Source organism: Fictibacillus sp. b24, from assembly GCF_030348825.1.
Taxonomy (GTDB): Bacteria; Bacillota; Bacilli; order Bacillales; family Fictibacillaceae; genus Fictibacillus.
Genome location: NZ_JAUCES010000005.1, coordinates 1,174,993 through 1,193,309, shown reverse-complemented (window position 1 = coordinate 1,193,309; position 18,317 = coordinate 1,174,993). Strand labels below are relative to the sequence as shown.

The 18,317-nt window shown below is 40.1% G+C and carries 17 protein-coding genes and 1 other annotated feature; of the genes, 7 read left to right on the top strand and 10 right to left on the bottom strand.

All coding sequences use genetic code 11. The features are described from left to right. Positions 1-15 precede the first annotated feature (15 nt). Together tyrS and QUF49_RS06015 are read right to left on the bottom strand one after the other, a co-directional pair. Positions 16-1,275 carry a tyrosine--tRNA ligase gene (tyrS, locus tag QUF49_RS06020; protein ID WP_289494822.1) on the bottom strand — a complete coding sequence of 420 codons (1,260 nt, stop codon included), beginning with the start codon at positions 1,273-1,275 and terminating at the stop codon, positions 16-18. Then, the gene (locus QUF49_RS06015) at positions 1,247-1,447 is read right to left on the bottom strand and encodes a hypothetical protein (RefSeq protein ID WP_289494821.1); all 201 of its coding nucleotides are present in this window, start codon (positions 1,445-1,447) and stop codon (positions 1,247-1,249) included. Before QUF49_RS06015 ends, tyrS begins: the two co-directional genes overlap by 29 nt. Positions 1,448-1,551: 104 nt before the next feature. After that, positions 1,552-1,770 (bottom strand) — a binding site (T-box leader). 126 nt (positions 1,771-1,896) lie between these two features. Here QUF49_RS06015 and QUF49_RS06010 point away from each other — a divergent pair. Then, positions 1,897-4,746, top strand: coding sequence for a transglycosylase domain-containing protein (locus QUF49_RS06010; RefSeq protein ID WP_425590489.1), 2,850 nt, complete (start codon positions 1,897-1,899; stop codon positions 4,744-4,746). A gap of 28 nt (positions 4,747-4,774) precedes the next feature. On the opposite strand, the gene acsA is transcribed toward QUF49_RS06010, so the two are convergent. Next, the gene (gene acsA / locus QUF49_RS06005; protein ID WP_289494819.1) at positions 4,775-6,490 is read right to left on the bottom strand and encodes an acetate--CoA ligase; all 1,716 of its coding nucleotides are present in this window, start codon (positions 6,488-6,490) and stop codon (positions 4,775-4,777) included. Positions 6,491-6,650: 160 nt separating this feature from the next. Between acsA and QUF49_RS06000 the strand changes: the two genes are divergently transcribed. The 3 genes from QUF49_RS06000 to QUF49_RS05990 are packed head-to-tail and all read left to right on the top strand — an operon-like array spanning position 6,651 to position 9,114. After that, positions 6,651-7,283 (top strand): GNAT family N-acetyltransferase, encoded by a 633-nt coding sequence (locus QUF49_RS06000; protein WP_289494818.1) that lies wholly within the window; start codon positions 6,651-6,653, stop codon positions 7,281-7,283. 33 nt (positions 7,284-7,316) lie between these two features. Next, a complete protein-coding gene (locus tag QUF49_RS05995) occupies positions 7,317-7,970 on the top strand; it encodes an acetoin utilization AcuB family protein (RefSeq protein ID WP_289494817.1) in 654 nt (217 codons plus the stop codon). Then, positions 7,960-9,114: an acetoin utilization protein AcuC gene (locus QUF49_RS05990; RefSeq protein WP_289494816.1), complete on the top strand. Its 1,155-nt coding sequence runs from the start codon at positions 7,960-7,962 to the stop codon at positions 9,112-9,114. The genes QUF49_RS05995 and QUF49_RS05990 overlap by 11 nt, the downstream gene beginning before the upstream one ends. Here QUF49_RS05990 and QUF49_RS05985 read toward each other — a convergent pair. The 4 genes from QUF49_RS05985 to QUF49_RS05970 all read right to left on the bottom strand — a co-directional run bounded on the left by QUF49_RS05985 (position 9,109) and on the right by QUF49_RS05970 (position 12,995). Then, the gene (locus QUF49_RS05985; protein ID WP_289494815.1) at positions 9,109-9,282 is read right to left on the bottom strand and encodes a hypothetical protein; all 174 of its coding nucleotides are present in this window, start codon (positions 9,280-9,282) and stop codon (positions 9,109-9,111) included. The genes QUF49_RS05990 and QUF49_RS05985 overlap by 6 nt on opposite strands. Positions 9,283-9,701: 419 nt before the next feature. Beyond that, positions 9,702-10,403, bottom strand: a complete 702-nt coding sequence (locus QUF49_RS05980) for a 5'-methylthioadenosine/adenosylhomocysteine nucleosidase (protein ID WP_289494814.1) — start codon at positions 10,401-10,403, stop codon at positions 9,702-9,704. 21 nt (positions 10,404-10,424) lie between these two features. Next, the gene (gene ccpA, locus QUF49_RS05975; protein WP_289494813.1) at positions 10,425-11,426 is read right to left on the bottom strand and encodes a catabolite control protein A; all 1,002 of its coding nucleotides are present in this window, start codon (positions 11,424-11,426) and stop codon (positions 10,425-10,427) included. A 480-nt stretch (positions 11,427-11,906) separates the two neighbouring features. Then, complete coding sequence (locus QUF49_RS05970) at positions 11,907-12,995, bottom strand: bifunctional 3-deoxy-7-phosphoheptulonate synthase/chorismate mutase (protein WP_289494812.1); 1,089 nt, start codon at positions 12,993-12,995, stop codon at positions 11,907-11,909. A 125-nt stretch (positions 12,996-13,120) separates the two neighbouring features. Here QUF49_RS05970 and QUF49_RS05965 point away from each other — a divergent pair, with 125 nt between their 5' ends. Together QUF49_RS05965 and QUF49_RS05960 are read left to right on the top strand one after the other, a co-directional pair. Further along, positions 13,121-15,277 carry a cell division protein FtsA gene (locus QUF49_RS05965; RefSeq protein ID WP_289494811.1) on the top strand — a complete coding sequence of 719 codons (2,157 nt, stop codon included), beginning with the start codon at positions 13,121-13,123 and terminating at the stop codon, positions 15,275-15,277. A gap of 119 nt (positions 15,278-15,396) precedes the next feature. Continuing rightward, entirely contained in the window at positions 15,397-15,573 is a 177-nt protein-coding gene (locus tag QUF49_RS05960) for a hypothetical protein (RefSeq protein ID WP_289494810.1), read from the top strand. Here QUF49_RS05960 and ytxJ read toward each other — a convergent pair. The 3 genes from ytxJ to QUF49_RS05945 form a co-directional block, all read right to left on the bottom strand. Continuing rightward, on the bottom strand, positions 15,546-15,884 hold the full coding sequence (ytxJ, locus tag QUF49_RS05955; RefSeq protein ID WP_289494809.1) for a bacillithiol system redox-active protein YtxJ: 339 nt from the start codon (positions 15,882-15,884) through the stop codon (positions 15,546-15,548). The two genes, QUF49_RS05960 and ytxJ, sit on opposite strands and share 28 nt — an antisense overlap. An 82-nt stretch (positions 15,885-15,966) precedes the next feature. Continuing rightward, a complete protein-coding gene (locus QUF49_RS05950) occupies positions 15,967-16,383 on the bottom strand; it encodes a YtxH domain-containing protein (protein WP_289494808.1) in 417 nt (138 codons plus the stop codon). After that, a complete protein-coding gene (locus tag QUF49_RS05945) occupies positions 16,384-16,839 on the bottom strand; it encodes a DUF948 domain-containing protein (protein ID WP_066243823.1) in 456 nt (151 codons plus the stop codon). A gap of 177 nt (positions 16,840-17,016) precedes the next feature. On the opposite strand from QUF49_RS05945, the gene QUF49_RS05940 reads away from it, so the two are divergent. Beyond that, the gene (locus QUF49_RS05940; protein ID WP_289494807.1) at positions 17,017-18,129 is read left to right on the top strand and encodes an aminopeptidase; all 1,113 of its coding nucleotides are present in this window, start codon (positions 17,017-17,019) and stop codon (positions 18,127-18,129) included. Positions 18,130-18,317: the final 188 nt, after the last annotated feature.

The following is an 18,317-nucleotide window of genomic DNA, read 5'->3' as shown; positions in this document are numbered from 1 at the left end:
TCCTATCGTTTTCATTTAGTATCTGATCAGCGTGTACTTCTTCTTTCCGCGTCGTACAATAACAAATTTATTCTCAATACGGTCTTTCTCTCCAACCATATAAGCAGTATCTTGAACCTTTTCACCGTTAATAGATACAGCTCCGTTTGTTACATCTTCTCTAGCTTGGCGTTTAGAAGGAGAAATTTTCGCCTCAACAAGCAGATCTACAATGTTCAATTCTTCATTGTTTTCTACCGTGAAAGAAGGAACATCCTTAAAGCCTTGTTCAATTTCAGCAGCAGTCAGTTCAGAAAGATTCCCACTGAAAAGTGCTTCAGTAATCTTTACAGCTTGCTTGTAGGCTTCTTCACCGTGAACAAGTGTTGTTACTTCCCTTCCTAAAGCTTTTTGAGCTTCACGTTTTTCTGGTGCTTCAGCTAGGGATGCTTCAAGAACTTCAATTTCTTCTTTTGATAAGAAAGTGAAGTATTTAAGCCAATTGATTACATCCGCATCTGCAGCGTTTACCCAGAACTGGTAAAACTCATATGGAGTCGTTTTTTCTGCATCTAACCAAATCGTGCCTGAAGCTGTTTTCCCAAACTTTGTACCATCTGCTTTTGTGATTAACGGGATGGTTAAACCAAAAGCTTTTTCTTCTTCACCAGAACGTCTGATTAATTCCATACCAGCCGTTATATTACCCCACTGGTCACTTCCACCGATTTGAAGCTTAACGTTTTCTTTTTGGAAAAGGTTAAGAAAATCATATGACTGTAAAATCATATAAGAGAACTCAGTGAAAGAAATACCTGCTTCTAAACGCGAATCAACAGAGTCTTTCGCAAGCATGTAATTAATCGAAAAGTTTTTACCTACATCACGCAAAAATTCTATCATTGTAAGCTGGCTTAACCACTCATAGTTATTCACTGTTTTTGCAGGATTAGCTTCTCTTTCAAAATCAAGAAGTCTTGAAAGCTGATTTTTAATTTTTTCTGTCCATTGAACAACAATCTCAGCTTCGTTCAACGTTCTCTCTGTTTGTCTTCCGCTTGGATCTCCAATCAATCCTGTACCTCCGCCAACAAGAGCAAAAGGCTGATGGCCAGCTTCCTGAAATCTTCTTAAAGTAAGAATCGGCAATAAGTTTCCAATATGGAGACTGTCTGCTGTAGGGTCAAAGCCGCAGTATAGCTTTACGATCCCGCTTTCAAGTTCTTTTTGAAGCCCTTCTTGGTCTGTGACCTGATTTAGCAGACCTCTAAATTCTAAATCCTGTAGAATGTTCATTTGTTTTTTCCTTTCTTTTTTTAATAAGACTGTATTGCTGTACAACGTTGCTCTTGAAAGTATTGATTTCCGTTTCAGATGCTCGCTTTCCACGGGGCGAACGGTGAGCCTCCTGCCGCTTTGCGCCATTAGGAGTCTCCACCTGACCGCTCGTCCCGTAGGAGTCTCGCATCTTCCACTTCAATCAACTTTTCGTTGAAGAATAAAAAAAGTAAAAAAGCAACAATCATTTGTAAGCAACCTTTAATATCAATAAAAAAAGTCCCTTTCCAGTTGGAAAGGGACGTGATGACAATCTCGCGGTACCACCCTAATTAAAAGCTAATAATAGCTTTTCACTTCATTCCGTAACGGTTTTATCCGTTCTCTGCTACTTATGTTCACAGAGACAGCTCCAGGAGGTAATTCACAGCATGCCTTTGCACTGGTTCGCATCAACCACCAGCTTTCTGAAACAGGGAGACACCTGCTACTGATTCCTATCTTCGCTTTCGCCATATTAATCTTCATTTATTTTTACCATAGAGATGAATTTCATGTCAATCTTCTCAATTCAAAAAGTGTATTCTATCATAATTCGACCTTATGTTATAATACACAAGGGGGAGGGATTACCAAATGATGTCTCATTTTGATGGACTTAAGCAAAAATGGGAGAAATTTGTCCACTTTTTGAAAGAAAAAAGAATTATTCGAACAGCACGAATTACATATAACGTCACATGGAACATGTTTTTGATTTTCACTGTACTATTCATTCTTGGTGGTGTTTTTGCAGCAGGAGTTGGAGCAGGCTTCTTCGCTTCACTTGTAAAAGACGAACCTGTCCGCGCCTACTCTTCTATGAAAGAAGACATTTACAACTATGAAGAAACGAGCACGGTATATTTTGATAACAATCAATACATGGGCAAACTTCAATCAGATTTAGACAGACAGGAAGTAAAATTAAAAGACGTTTCTCCTTACGTCATTAAAGCTGTAATTTCTACAGAAGATCAATATTTTTATGAGCATGATGGCGTCGTGCCAAAAGCCATTTTTCGAGCTATGTATGAAGAATTTTCTGGCGCCCCAATCGTTACTGGCGGCAGTACGTTAACACAGCAGCTCATAAAGAATCAAATATTAACAAATGAAGTATCTTTTGATCGAAAGGCAAAAGAAATTCTTCTAGCGATGCGTCTTGAGAAAGTTTTGAAAAAAGATGATATTCTCGAAGCTTACTTAAACATCGTCCCTTATGGACGTAATTCATCAGGCAGAAACGTCGCTGGAATACAAGCAGCATCAGAAGGAATATTTGGAGTGCCTGCTTCAAAATTGAATCTCGCACAATCTGCATATCTTGCAGGTCTGCCAAAGAATCCTTTCGTTTACACACCGTTCAGTAAGGGCGGTGAACAGAAAGAGGACATGTCGGCTGGTATTAAACGTATGAAAACCGTACTCAGCCGTATGTTATCAGCGGGATCTATCACACAAGCTGAATATGATGAAGCAATGAACTATGATATTCAAAAGAACCTAACGAAGAAGCAGCAATCTTCTTTTGAAAAATATCCAGCTTTAACTGTTGAAGTTCAGCAGCGTACCATTGAAATATTAACAAAAATTCAAGCCGAAAAAGATGGTAAAAAATTCGAGGACTTAACACCTGAAGAACTAAAGGAATATGAGGATAATGCCCGAGTTCAAGTGAGACAAAAAGGCATTAAGATTCATACTACCATCAACCAAAAAATATATGATGAGATGCAGGCAGTTATCGCTAACGGTAATCTGTTTGGACCTGCAAATGAATATATTCGAGGAAAAAAATTAGAAAAACCTGAGCCCGAGGAAGTCGGTGCTTCCCTCATTGATAATAAAACAGGGAAAATTATTAGTTTCGTAGCCGGACGAGATTTTAATCGGGAACAAACGAACCATGCCACAGTCATGAAAAGACAGAACGGTTCTACTATGAAGCCATTACTCGCCTACTCTCTTGCACTTGAAACGGGTAAAGTTCAGCCAGGATCGATTGTACCTGATACACCTTTTCAATCTGGTTCCCATTCAATCGGCAACTGGGATGGTAAATACGATGGTCTTGTTTCGGTAAGACATTCCTTAAAATGGTCGAGAAACACACCAGCGGTTAGAAGTTATCTCCGCGTGAATACAGATGAAGCTTTAAATCGTCTAGCAAAAATGGGAGTAACCTCTTTAAGCCCAAGAGATAGAGGAGCAGCTGTACTCGCTATCGGAGGAATGACGAACGGTGTTACCGTTGAAGAAAACACGAATGCCTTTGCAACTTTTGCAAATGGAGGTAACTTCTTAGATGCGTACATGATTGAAAAGATAGAGTCCAATGATGGTGATTTAATCTATCAACATAAATCAGAGCCTGTCCAAGTTTATTCTCCGCAAACATCCTATTTACTGGTTGATATGATGCGTGATGTTGTAAACGGTGGGACAGGAAACCACATAAATCGTTATCTTGCTTTCAATTCAGATTGGGCAGGAAAATCAGGTACGACAAATGATGATTATGATTCTTGGTTCGTCGGTTCAAATCCGAACGTATCCTTAGGGGTATGGCTTGGTTATGATACACCTGACTCACTCGTTAAAGGTGATGGCGGAACAGGAAAACGAAATCAGCGTATATGGGCACTGCTCGCTAACGCAGCCTACAAACATTCACCGCAGCTAATGGATCCTGAGCAAAGATTTGCGATGCCTTCAGGAATTGTACGCCGTGAAATCTGCGGTATCTCTGGTAAACTGCCTTCTGATCTTTGCCGAAGTGCTGGTTTAGTTACGACTGATTTGTTTAATGCGAAATTCACACCAAAAGAAGTGGACGACACACTAACAAAAGGACGTTACGTTCTTGTTGGAGATGCGAAATATAAAGCACTTCCTTCTACACCACAAGAGTTCACAAAAGATGGTGTTTTGATCAAAGAAGAGTTCTTAAAAGAACTGGGCTTAGAAGCATTGAATAAATTAACAAAAACAACGAATCTTTTAGATAACATCGTTCCAGAGAAAGAATTAAAAGAGAATGGTAAAGTTCCATCTCCTGTCGCTGGAACAAAAATATCTGATGGTGTCCTATCATGGTCTCCTCATGGAGAGAGTGATGTAATTGGTTATCGAATCTATCACTCTGCTGACGGCAGTTCGTTTAAAAAGATCGGTTCTGTTACGGCTGATAAAACGTCTGCAAAAGTACCAAACGGTGTCGTTTACGTAACAGCCGTTGATATTGCTGGTAAAGAATCTCCGGCCCAAACGAAAGTTCAGGTTGGTGAAAAGAAACCAGCGGAACCAGCAACTCCTCCACCGCCAACAGGTGGAGATAAGCCGGGAGAACCACAAGATCCGCCACCGCCACCAGCAGAGCCTGGTAATGGCGATCCGCCTCCAGCAACTACACAGGATAAAAAGAAAGACAAAAAAACCTCGAATTGATTTCGAGGTTTTTTTCTTTTGTATGATTTTAGTCTTCCATCGTAGACAGATCACCTGTTGGAAGATCCAGTTCCCACGCTTTTAGAACGCGACGCATGATCTTACCGCTTCTAGTTTTTGGAAGCTTATCACGGAATTCAATTTCACGCGGAGCTGCATGTGCTGCTAGACCTGATTTTACGAAACTGCGTATTTCTTCAATTAGTTCATCACTTGCTTCATAACCAGAACGAAGCGCAATAAACGCCTTGATAATTTCGCCGCGAACAGGGTCTGGCTTACCGATAACACCAGCTTCTGCTACAGCCGGATGTTCAACTAGCTTGCTCTCCACCTCAAATGGTCCAACTCGTTCACCAGAGGTCATGATTACATCATCAATTCTTCCTTGGAACCAGAAGTAGCCATCTTCATCCATATAAGCAGAATCTCCAGAAACATACCAGCCTCCAGGAGTAAAGTAGGAATCATATTTTTCAGGATTATTCCAGATGGCACGCATCATAGATGGCCACCCTTTTTTAATGGCTAAGTTACCCATTCGATAAGGTGGTAAGATGTTGTCCTGATCATCAATGATTGCCGCTTCAACACCAGGGAACGGTTTACCCATCGATCCTGGTTTGATTTCCATCGCAGGATAGTTGCTGATCAGCTGTCCGCCTGTTTCTGTCATCCACCAGTTGTCATGGATACGGAGATTGAACACCTTCATACCCCATCTTACAACTTCAGGGTTAAGAGGCTCACCTACACTTAAAATATGACGCAGCGACGACATATTAAACTTCTTAACCACTTCATCTCCCGCACCCATAAGCATACGGAAAGCAGTTGGTGCGCTATACCAGACGGTAACACCATAATTTTCAATCGTTCCATACCAATCTTCTGGAGAAAAACGGCCGCCACGGATAACACTTGATGCTCCGTTTAACCATGGACCGAATATTCCATAAGATGTTCCTGTTACCCAGCCTGGATCTGCTGTACACCAATACACATCGTCTTCTTTTAAATCGAGTACCCACTTAGAAGTTTGATAGTGCTGAAGCATCGCGTTATGAACATGCAGCACCCCTTTTGGTTTTCCAGTGGAACCTGATGTGTAGTGAAGAATTAACCCATCTTCACGATCCACCCATTCAATATCAAGGTCCTTTGACGCTTTTTTCATACGATCATAATAATTTACATATGGTCCTTCTTCTTTTGCATCCTCATCTACCAAAATTACATTCTTCAATTTTGGCAGCTCATCAACAGGCACACGCTCTAGAAGTGAAGGGGTAGTTATAAGCACTTTAGCCTCACTGTCTTCAAGTCTATCGCGTACCGCACCTTCCATAAACGCTTCAAACAGTGGTCCTACGATTGCTCCAAGTTTGATCGCACCAAGGAAAGTAAAATATAGTTCCGGTGAACGTGGCATAAAAATGAAGACGCGGTCCCCTTTTTCAACACCAACTTGACGCAGCATATTACCCGCTTTGTTTGACATTTCTTTCATGTCTTTAAATGTATACTTTTCATCTCTTTTTTGATCGGAAAAGTAAAGAGCTACTTTGTTTTTACGATGGGATGCTGCATGACGGTCAATGGCTTCATACGCCATATTCACTCGCCCTGTTTTGTGCCAGGAGAATTCTTTCTCAATGTCCTTCCAATCAAATGCTCCGTATGCTGCCTCGTAATCTTGCAAATTAAAATCACCTTTAATTATCGGAAGCGCTTCCAGTTTCATTGCTAAATCTCCCTTCCCTATTGAATATCTATTCAAGTATATCATATTATCTAAATTTTTTAACTTATTAGAACTATCTATAAAAACCACTATGTAAACCCTTACAATCTTCTTTTATCATGTATAATAGAAGTTGGAAACAAACCTAGGTGGTGTGAAAATGAAACATATTAAAACTTATAACTGTGTAGCTCTGAAAACGAGTCACGGAACAATTACCGTTGAAGGTCCGGTTTCAGCAGAAACCTTAGAGAGTCTAACCTTTCACGAAGATTTAAAAGCATTCAGACCAGCTCATGAACAAAAAAAAGCGGTGACTGAAATAGCGGGACTTGATGAAGGAAGAATCATTATCGCAAGAAATAAAGATACCGTTATCGGTTATGTTACATACGTCTATCCTGACCCGCTTGAGCGCTGGTCAGAAGGCAACATGGAACGTTTACTAGAGTTGGGTGCTATTGAAGTAATTCCGGATTATCGCAATTTCAAGGTTGGTAAAACACTTTTAAAAGTTTCCATGATGGATGATGCGATGGAAGACTATATTATTATAACAACTGAGTATTATTGGCACTGGGATTTAAAAGGTACAAAACTATCAGTCTGGGATTACCGCAAAGTTATGGAAAAGATGATGAACGCAGGGGGTCTGGAATATATGGCTACAGATGATCCTGAGATTAGTTCACATCCGGCAAATTGCTTGATGGTTCGAATCGGAAAGAGAATTGACTTAGATACAGTCCAGCAATTTGACCGTCTGCGATTTAAGAATCGTTTTATGTATTAGAACTTTATAGAGAAAACAAAGTGGGAGTGGTACATGATGATCGTTCAAAATATGATGCAAAAAAATGTTGTAACGATTCATGAAAACGAAACGATCGGTACAGCTTTAAAACTAATGCTAGAAAAAGATGTTCGAAACCTGCCTGTTCTTGATGAGAATGGCAGTTTATTAGGACTCGTTACAGACCGAGAAGTAAAAGATGCCAGCCCTTCTATCTTTCACCAAAATGAGCATCCGGAAGATTTTGAAAAGCCTGTGTCTAGCATTATGAAACGCGCAACGTTTACAGCACATCCGTTTGATATAGCAGAAGAACTATCGACTATTTTTTATGAACATAACATCAGCTGCATTCCTGTACTTGAAGAGAAAAAGCTTGTTGGACTTGTTACAGAGCGTGAGATGCTGCATGCGTTTATACAATTGACGGGCACTCATCAGCCTGGATCCCATCTCGAGGTCGCAGTCCCGAACGAAGCAGGTCAGCTGGCAAAGGTTGCGAGTGTGTTGAAAGACTTTCACTTGAATATCAGCTCTGTTCTCGTCTATCCTTCTCATAATGAAAAGGAAAAGATCATTGTTTTTCGGGTTGGAACGATGAATCCCCTCCCTGTCATTGAACACTTGATCGATAACGGCTATGAAGTGAAATGGCCACCTGTTCCGGGTGAACACCATGAAAAATGAGTCCGTTTTTGTTTATTCACAAGATCTTTTAGGATATAAGTTTAGTGAAACTCACCCTTTTAATCAGCTCAGAGTGCAGCTCGCATATGAGTTGTTAAAAGATACAGGGTGTCTGGATGACGATCAGATCGTCACTCCGAGAAAAGCAACGGATGAGGAAATCATGCTCATTCATGATAAAGGGTATGTAGAAGCGGTTAAAAAAGCGGGAGAAGGACAGCTTAACAGGGAAATTGCTTTAAATTATGGGCTTGGTACAGAAGATACACCGATATTCCCTAACATGCATGACGCAAGCAGCTGGATTGTAGGAGCCACGTTAACTGCCGTAGATTGGGTGATGGAAGGAAAAGCGAAACATGCTTTAAGTTTAAGCGGCGGACTTCATCATGGATTCAGAGGAAAAGCATCTGGTTTTTGCATTTATAATGATAGCTCAATCGCAATTGAATACATGAAGCAAAAATACAATGCACGTGTATTGTATGTGGACACTGATGCCCATCATGGAGATGGTGTTCAATGGGCATTTTATGACGATCCTGACGTATGCACATTATCCATTCATGAAACGGGAAGGTATTTGTTTCCTGGAACAGGATCAATCCATGAAAAAGGTGCAGGAAAAGGATATGGCTTCTCATTTAATGTACCTGTGGATGCTTTTACAGAAGATGAATCGTTCTTAGAATGCTATGAAAAGAGTCTGTGGGAAGTTGCTGAATTTTTCAAGCCCGATGTTATCATTACGCAAAATGGGGTGGATGCTCATTATTATGATCCATTAACCCATCTGTCTGTTACGATGAAGACGTATACGGAAATCCCTAGAATCGCAAAAGAAGTAGCTGAAAAGTATTGCAGCGGCCGCTGGATTGCTACAGGCGGAGGCGGCTATGATATTTGGCGTGTAGTACCAAGGGCTTGGTCTTATTTATGGTGTGTGATGAATGGACAAGCTCCTTCAGGACAAATCGCTGAGAACTGGCTAGAGCGATGGACAAATGAATCGAAGCACCCGCTTCCTCGTACGTGGGAAGATGAGTCTGGGATCTATAAGCCCATACCAAGAAAAGACGAAATTACATCAAAAAACAGAGCAACATTAGAAAAGAGTCTATATTCCATTCGAAAAAGTTCATAAAAAAAGGCTGTTTTCGCAAACGTTGTTGCTTTTGTACGTGATTGATTTCCGTTCCAGGCTGCTCGCTTTCCGCGGGGCATACGGTGAGCCACATTCGTACGTTTCACTCTTAAGTGTCTCACCTGTCCGCCTGTCCCGCAGGAGTCTCACACCTTGCACTCCAATCAATAATCATAGAAGACTACATTTGAAAGCAACAATCTTTTAGAAAAGGGCTTATAAAAAAGAGGACTAATCGTTTTTAGTCCTCTTTTTTTTGTGTATAAAGCTCTAAAATTCAACTGAAATTTGGTGTTAGCTCCACAAGAACAAAAACAGGTGCACTTTGGCTCTCAAAACAGGTCTTTACTTATACTGTGTAGGGTATCAAGACCTCTATTTCAAGATATTATTGGAATAATCCTAGAAATTCTGGAATTATTCCGGCGAGTTTTGCCTATAATCCGGCGAGTTTTATTCATATATCGGCGAGATGACATAACTCGACAAACATTAACCAGCTATATACCCTCGACCCACCATAAAACAGTCCACTCATGCACGAGAAACAAAAAAACTGGCTCATCAATTATGAGCCAGCAAAACTTTTATAAAGATTCAATAATGCTCTCTACCATATCAGAAGAACGTCGTGCTGCTAGTGCTGTAAACTCAGCAAAGCTAGCCGGAGCTTCTCCATTTGCTTTATCTGAGATCGAACGGATAATGACAAACGGTACTTCGTTAAGGAACGAAGCTTGAGCAACTGCAGAACCTTCCATCTCAATACACGTACCATTAAAAAGGGCCGAATACGTTTCTACCAGCTCACGGTCAGCTATGAATTGATCACCGCTTAACACTTTTCCGACTTTAACTTTAGGACCATATAGTCGTTCAGCAGCATTCTCTGCTAATTTAACGAGTTGTGCATCTGCTTTAAATTCAGAATCAAAAGCAAACATAGGAATCGTTCCTTTTGGAAAGTCTGGACTTAGTGCGGAAGCATCAATATCGTGCTGCATCGCACTCGATGATATCACGATGTCTCCTACTTCGAGTTCAGGATCAAGTGCACCAGCTACACCAGTAAAAAGTACATGAGTAACTTGAAATCTATCGATTAAGATTTGAGTGGTTATCGCTGCATTTACTTTTCCGACACCAGACTTACACAACACGACTTCTTTGTTGTGATGTGTGCCTTCATAGAATTTATTTTGTGCAAAAACACTTTCCCCATATATATCAAGTGCTTCTTTCATATAAACGATTTCCTCGTCCATCGCACCGATGATGCCAATCTTCACTTCTCCCACCTCAACACTTCATTATTGTTTTGTAGAATCTCTGAACTGAATACGGTGAGGCAATACAACCGTATGTTCTTCTACCGTTTCCTTGTTCATTAGTTTAGTCAGCAATCGCATTGCAACTGCTCCGATATCGTACATCGGCTGAACAACCGTGGATAAAGTAGGACGAACCATAGTTGCAAGTCTTGTGTTGTCAAATCCAATTACTTCGATATCTTCAGGTACCTTAAGGCCTCTGTCTTGAGCACCATGAATAACACCTAAAGCCATTTCATCCGTACCTACAAAGACTGCTGATGGCTTATTGCCACTGTCCAAGAAGCTTTCAACAGCTTCGATACCTGAATCGTATGTGTATTCTCCAACGAAAACTTGGCTTTCATCTACTTTCTTACCGTGTTCTTCTAAAGCTTTTCGGTAGCCGTTAAACTTGTAATATCCGTTGATTGGATCTTCAAGTGGTCCCGTAACCATAGCTACAGAAGAATGCCCTTTTTCAAGTAAGTGGGATACCGCTTCATATACGGCATCTTGATAGTTAATGTTTACAGATGGAACTTCTTCGTTCATGTCTACTGTCGCTGCCATTACGATGGGAACAGCTGCACGCTTAAATTCTTCTACATGTTCTTCTGTGATCTTACCGCCCATAAATACGATTCCATCTACTTGTTTACCGAGCAAAGTATTTAATAGATGAATTTCTTTTTCCTTATTCTGATCCGAGTTACACAGAATAATGTTGTATTTATACATAGTTGCGATATCTTCTATTCCACGGGCTAATTCCGCAAAAAAGATGCTGGAGATATCAGGAATGATAACACCTACAGTTGTTGTTTTCTTACTCGCCAGTCCTCTTGCAACCGCGTTTGGACGATAGCCTAGTCTCTCGATGGCTTCTAGTACTTTCTTTCTCGTTGATGGCTTAACGTTAGGGTTTCCGTTAACTACACGTGAAACCGTTGCCATTGAGACACCTGCCTCGCGAGCCACATCATAAATTGTTGTATTCAAAAAAAATCCTCCTTATATACTGCATATCCGACAGCTTATGTAATGCTATTATCATACGATAAAGTAGTAAAGTAGGCAACGAATAGGGACATGTTTCACGATATATTCATACATTTATAAAAGAAATAAAAATGAGACTCTTGTTTTGCTTATTTTTGGCGAAAACAGGAAGAATCATACTCTTTTTAGACAGCTTCTTTACACACTAAAAAAACCGGCAGCTTTCATCTGGTGATGCTGACCGGTTAAATTATTTCATTTGGCTGTTGCTTTAAAAGCATTTTGATCTTTTCTCTTCTTTGACAAGTTGATCGGAGTGTAAGGTGCGAGACTCCTGCGGGACAGGCTGGCAGGTGAGACACTTAAGAGTGATACGTACGAATGTGGCTCACCGCCTGCCCCGCGGAAAGCGAGCATCTGGAAAGGAGATCAACCACTTTCAAGATCAACTATGTTTGCCAAAACAGCCTTTCTTTTACATCAAACCAGCTGGTTCATCTTTAGAAAACCTGATGAAACAAGCTTCTCTACAAATTGCTCGAATTCTTTTATGTTCATTTGCTGAGCTGCATCGGATAAAGCAACCGCTGGGTCTGGATGAACTTCTGCCATTACTCCATCTGCTCCAATTGCTAAAGCAGCTTTTGCTGCGGGAAGAAGCAAGTCTTTTCTGCCTGTTGAATGCGTGACATCTACAAAGACAGGAAGGTGCGTTTCTTGTTTTAAGATTGGTACTGCTGTTATATCTAACGTGTTTCGGGTTGCTCTTTCATACGTCCGAATTCCTCTTTCACAAAGAATGATTTGTCCGTTTCCTTGAGACATGATGTACTCTGCCGAGTTAATAAACTCTTCGATCGTTGCTGCTAGTCCTCTTTTTAATAGAATCGGCTTATTAAGCTTACCTGCTTCTTTTAATAGCTCATAGTTCTGCATGTTTCTAGCGCCGATCTGAATGATATCTAGATATTCACATGCCTCCTCAAGGTCTTGTGGGTGAACGATCTCACTGATCACTGCACAGTTGTATTCATCTGCAACTCGTTTTAAAATTTGAAGGCCTTCCACTCCTAAACCTTGAAAATCATATGGCGAAGTACGTGGTTTAAAGGCACCTCCACGCAAGATTTTAAGACCATTTTTCGTAATCGCCTCTGCAACTGCTGCGGTTTGTTCATAGCTTTCAACCGCACAAGGACCTGCGATTAAAATAGGGTTTCCGTTTCCGACATGCGTTCCCTTAACCGTTACAATCGTATCCTCTGGTCTTTGCTTTCTAGAAACAAGAAGTTCTTTTTTATGATCATCCTCTTGCAGTTCAAGACCTGCTTTAAAGATTTCTTTAAATAGATGCTGAAGTGTGCTCGTTTCAAATGGTCCTTCATTATCTGATGAAATAAGATTCAGCATATGTCTCTCTCTTACAGGGTCATACTTCTTCATCCCTTGTGCTGATTTAATCTTGCCGATTCTCTGAACAAGCTCACCTCGTTTATTGATTAAGGCCAATAGCTCTTTATTCACATCATCAAGTTCTGTCCGTAATGCGTTCAATTCTAGATGATTCATATATGTGCACCTCAGTATTTATATATTGTAAGAAATATGATACATTTCTAATAATTGGGACGTTTGCTATAACTCTGCATTCGACTACTACCATTACGTCTATCGTATCAAAAAGAGGTGCCTTCGTGGACAAAAATCTTTTATTTGCACTAGATATCGGCACACGTTCGGTTGTCGGTATGATTTTAAGGCAGCACACAAACGGAAAATATGAAGTTTTGCATATGAAAACAATAGAGCACGATGAAAGATCCATGCTCGATGGTCAGATTCATCATATACCTGCTGTTGCAAAAGTAATTAAAAACATAAAGAACCAGCTTGAATTCGAAGTGGGGCCACTTAATAAAGTTTGTGTGGCTGCAGCAGGAAGGGCGCTAAAAACGGTAAAAGGCCGTTCTGAAAAAGATATCTCATTAAACGCGGTTTCTTTACAACAAGAAGTTATACATATGGAGCTTGCAGCTGTTCAACAAGCGCAGTATCAGCTAGCAAGTCTATTAGATGAAAAGTCAAACCTGCTCTACGATTGCGTAGGATATTCCGTGCTGCACTATTACTTGGATGACCATGAGATCGGAAGTTTTATCGGGCAACAAGGAAATATAGCGAGTGTGGAAGTAATTGCTACTTTCTTGCCAAGAGTGGTTGTTGATTCCTTAATGAAGGCATTACAAGAAGCTGACCTTGAAATGGAAGCACTAACCTTAGAGCCGATTGCAGCGATCAATGTGCTCATTCCTTCTTCAATGAGGAAGTTGAATGTTGCACTAGTAGATATCGGGGCAGGAACATCAGATATTGCCATAACGGCACAAGGAACGGTCGTCGCCTATGGAATGGTACCGATAGCAGGTGATGAAATAACAGAAGCCGTAAGTTCTGAGTTTCTGTTGGATTTTCCGATTGCTGAACAAATGAAGCGTTCTCTTATCGAGAATGATGAATATGTCGAGTATACAGATATACTTGGTTTTCCATCTAAAAAAAGTAAAGATGAAGTAATTTCTGCGATAGAAAACGCCATAGAAAACTTGGCCGATGGTATTACACGTGAGATTATCCAGCTAAACGCAAAAGCACCCCAGGCTGTAATGCTTGTAGGAGGCGGCAGCTTAACACCAACTTTGCGTGAAAAAATAGCGAAAAAACTAAACCTGCCCATAGAACGTGTAGCCGTTCGCGGTATTAATGCTATACAGTCATTAATACCGACTCTCAAGGATGAGGGTCCTGAACTAGTGACTCCCGTAGGTATCGGAATTGCAGCTAAAGAGAATCCAGTAAAATATGTGACGGTGACGGTTAACGGAAAAATGATCCGTTTGTTTCAAGTTAAAAAGCTGACGGTTGGAGATGCACTGATTGCAGCAGGTGCCAATCTTTCTAAACTTTACGGAAAACCTGGAATGGGATTAATGGTACGTTTAAACCAAAAAATGAAGACGTTCAAAGGGGAAATAGGGTCACCTCCTGTAATCAGTATGAATGGTACAATTAGCACCATTACAGATGAAATTGTTGAAGGTGCTGTAATCACTTACGAAGAAGGAAAAAACGGGGAAGATGCTATTATCTCTGTTAAAGACGCTTTTCAAAATCATACTGTTAGAACCTTATATATTAACGGAGAACTAGAAAAAATTGAAACTAGCTATTATGTAAACCAGCAACTCGTTAGCCCAGACGCTACATTAAAAGACAGAGATGACTGTTTAAGTCTTTTTCCTTCAACGATAACCGATATTCTTGATTTAAAAGGATGGGTAATAAACTCGGGGGATTCTAGCTTTTCAATTTTGATTGATGGTAAGCCCGTAAAACTATCCCATACTTCTCAACATACACTATGTTTGAATGGTCAAGTTTTAACAGATCAAGATGTGTGGAGCGACGGAGATCACCTAACATATGAAAGCATAAGAGACCAGCAAATAACTTTAAAAAAGGCAACTGAAGTTCTAGACGTTAACTTGATTCAGTCATGTACCATTACTTTTAATGGCGAAGAAATAACGTTAATCCGGCCTCTCTACACATTCTATCGAGATGGAGAAGAATTGCATGCCGAATCCATTCTGATGCCTAATGATGAGCTAATGATGAAAAAGAAAGATCATCACCCTTTTATTTTCCAAGATGTATTTACACAGGTAGAATTAGCGATACAGCCACAACCTGGTGAAAGTCTTGTTATCTTAAAAAATAATGAAAAAGCAGGTTTCCAAACAGACATACAAACGGGTGATCACTTGATTCTTAAATTCGAAGTTCTTGTTTAATTGTTTTTGCGCTTAAAAGTTAACTCGCTTTCCCCACTTTGAGAGTTTAATCTATTCGTCGCTTTTTGCTTTTAAGTCTTTTGCTATTATCTTCTTTGACAAGTTGATTGAAGTGGAAGATGCGAGACTCCTACGGGACGAGCGGCCAGGTGGAGACTCCTAATGGCGCAAAGCGGCAGGAGGCTCACCGTTCGCCCCGTGGAAAGCGAGCATCTGAAACGGAAATCAACTACTTTCAAAAAAAGAGAAAAAGCGTAGCAGAATTCTGCTACGCTTTTGTTTTTTCATTTGCTTGAGCAAGTTTTTTATTCGTAATGTTCCAGTGAGAATCATGCCAAACCACTGTGTTACCTTCAAAGATTAATACTTGTGGTGATTCATGCTTCACACCTGTTTGTTCTGCAATCAAATTGGAAAGAGGTCTTGAATCTTGTACGTTCAAGTAATATAGCGTTTCGCTTTCATGATCAGCTGCAAACTTTTGGAATTCCTTAAACGCTTCATGACTGACAGGGCATGTCGTGCTGTTTTTCATGATAATGATACGGTTTCTTTGCTCTTTTACTAAATTCCAGTCTTGTTCGTTGTGTAATTGAATAAGTGACATATCGAATTCTACCTCCATAATAAAAAGAAAAGAAAAAGAAACAAGTTCTTTTTCTTATCTTTTCATATTTACACTTTACTTATCAATATTTTTGCTCTACTAGTTCTTGTTCATTTGCAGGATCGTAATCTAATTGTCCTTCGTCCTGGATATCGTCTGTAATCTCACCATATAATTCGGACGCGTTTTCTTCTTCTTTTAAACGCCACTTATCAATGTCTTTGCGAAGATTGGAAGTTAAATCTTTCACTTTTGTTGCAACTTGGTTTGATTGCTCAGATACTGTACGAACAATATTTGAGGATTTTTCACGAGCCAAATGAGAGAACTCGTTACTTTTATCCTTTAGATATACCGCCTGTTCGTTCAGGTCGCTGCGCAATTCCTTACCTGCTTTTGGCGCTAACAATAACGCTGTTGCAGCCCCTAACATACCACCAACAAGAGCACCGATAATAAAATCCTTGCTGTCAATGTTTTGATTGTTGTTGTTGCTCATTTACACTCCTCCTCTAGAATATTGTCTTTGTGTTGTTTCAACATTGGATTTTTTGAGTTTGTATTTCTCCCATAAATTCAATGCTGCGTTACCCCATTGAACCGCTTGCGATATTTGCTTAGACTGCCGCTCTGTTTCAACCGTTATTTGGTCAGTTACTTTGCGGACAGATTGGTTCACCTTTTGAACAGATTGACCAAAATCTTGGACTGCGGAAAAAACATGGTTAAGAGAATCTGATTTCTTTTGAACATCCTCGGCTAACTGGTTTGTTTTATGTAACAAATCGGTTGTCTCGCGCGTTACGCCATCTAATTGTTTTTCTAGACTTTCTAGCGTTACCGCGACATGATCGAGGGTGGTTTGTAAAGATTTCAAAGCCCTTGATAAAAAATAAACGAGTACGACAAATGCAACTGCAATTAGAGCTACACTGATTGAAATAATGATTTCCATTAAACGAGACACCTCCTGAAAGTATATTATTGCTTTTTCCCGAGTTTTTATCAAAGGAAACGTGTTTTATTAAGTATTCTTGCTGATTCGTCAAAATCCTTTTCTAGAACATTACAAATTGTTTAAATTGAGTTAAAATAAAGAAGATATTAAATAAATTAGGGGGCTTTATCAACAATGAGAGATCCAAGAATACAACAACTCGCGAAAAACTTAATTACATACTCAGTAAATCTGCAAAAAGGCGAAAAAGTCTTAATTGAAAACTTCGGCCTTCAAAAAGAATTAGTAAACGCACTTGTTCAAGAGGCATATGCTGCTGGAGGATATCCTTTCGTATTATTAAAAGATCACTCTGTTATGCGTGCGCAATACACACAAGCTTCTGAAGAACAAATGGAAATGATCGCTAAACATGAAGGTGACCTAATGAGCCAAATGGATGCTTACATCGGTCTTCGTTCAGGCGACAATATCAATGAAATGTCAGATGTACCATCTGAAAAGATGGCGCTTTATGAAAAGACAATTTTTGCGATGCACCGCAAGATTCGTATTAAAAAGACAAAATGGTGTGTACTTCGTTATCCGAACGCCTCTATGGCACAATCAGCAAGCATGAGTACAGAAGCTTTTGAAGACTTCTATTTTGAAGTGTGCAACTTGGATTACGGAAAAATGGACGATGCGATGACAGCTTTAAAGGATTTGATGGATAAGACAGATAAAGTCCGAATTACAGGACCAGGAACTGACCTTTCATTCTCAATCAAAGATATTCCATCCATCAAATGCTCTGGCCAAAACAACATTCCAGATGGTGAAGTATTTACCGCTCCTGTTAAAGACTCAGTCAACGGAACGATCTCTTATAACACACCATCTCCATACAACGGCTTTACTTTTGAAAATGTACAGCTAACGTTTGAAAATGGAAAAATTGTAAAAGCTACCGCAAACGATTCTGAGCGTATTAACAAGATCTTTGACACAGACGAAGGTTCTCGTTATGTTGGGGAATTTGCAATCGGGGTTAATCCATTCATCAAACATCCAATGAAGGATATTTTATTCGATGAGAAGATCGATGGAAGTTTCCACTTCACTCCTGGTCAAGCGTACGAAGAAGCGTATAATGGAAATGAATCCAACATCCACTGGGATATGGTTATGATTCAGCGTCCTGATTACGGCGGCGGAGAAATCTACTTTGACGATGTATTGATCCGTAAAGATGGCGTATTCGTTCTGCCTGAGCTAGAGCAATTAAACCCTGAGAACTTAAAGTAATCCAAGAGCTTACTTGTTGTAAAAGAATGTTACTATACACTCTTTTTGATAATTTGCTTCTTTGACAAGTTGATTGGAGTGCAAGGTGTGAGACTCCTGCGGGACAGGTGGGCAGTCCGAAAAGTGGAAGTGGCTCGTTCAGCCCCGACAAGCAAAAGGTGAATGAGCTAGGAAGGCGCAATTTGCCT

Excerpts from the sequence above, each read along its gene's own strand:
- tyrS (WP_289494822.1), bottom strand. The coding sequence starts at position 1,275 with ATGAACATTCTACAGGATTTAGAATTTAGAGGTCTGCTAAATCAGGTC.
- QUF49_RS06015 (WP_289494821.1), bottom strand. The coding sequence starts at position 1,447 with ATGCGAGACTCCTACGGGACGAGCGGTCAGGTGGAGACTCCTAATGGC.
- QUF49_RS06010 (WP_425590489.1), top strand. The coding sequence starts at position 1,897 with ATGTCTCATTTTGATGGACTTAAGCAAAAATGGGAGAAATTTGTCCAC.
- acsA (WP_289494819.1), bottom strand. The coding sequence starts at position 6,490 with ATGAAACTGGAAGCGCTTCCGATAATTAAAGGTGATTTTAATTTGCAA.
- QUF49_RS06000 (WP_289494818.1), top strand. The coding sequence starts at position 6,651 with ATGAAACATATTAAAACTTATAACTGTGTAGCTCTGAAAACGAGTCAC.
- QUF49_RS05995 (WP_289494817.1), top strand. The coding sequence starts at position 7,317 with ATGATGATCGTTCAAAATATGATGCAAAAAAATGTTGTAACGATTCAT.
- QUF49_RS05990 (WP_289494816.1), top strand. The coding sequence starts at position 7,960 with ATGAAAAATGAGTCCGTTTTTGTTTATTCACAAGATCTTTTAGGATAT.
- QUF49_RS05970 (WP_289494812.1), bottom strand. The coding sequence starts at position 12,995 with ATGAATCATCTAGAATTGAACGCATTACGGACAGAACTTGATGATGTG.
- QUF49_RS05960 (WP_289494810.1), top strand. The coding sequence starts at position 15,397 with ATGCGAGACTCCTACGGGACGAGCGGCCAGGTGGAGACTCCTAATGGC.
- ytxJ (WP_289494809.1), bottom strand. The coding sequence starts at position 15,884 with ATGTCACTTATTCAATTACACAACGAACAAGACTGGAATTTAGTAAAA.
- QUF49_RS05950 (WP_289494808.1), bottom strand. The coding sequence starts at position 16,383 with ATGAGCAACAACAACAATCAAAACATTGACAGCAAGGATTTTATTATC.
- QUF49_RS05945 (WP_066243823.1), bottom strand. The coding sequence starts at position 16,839 with ATGGAAATCATTATTTCAATCAGTGTAGCTCTAATTGCAGTTGCATTT.
- QUF49_RS05940 (WP_289494807.1), top strand. The coding sequence starts at position 17,017 with ATGAGAGATCCAAGAATACAACAACTCGCGAAAAACTTAATTACATAC.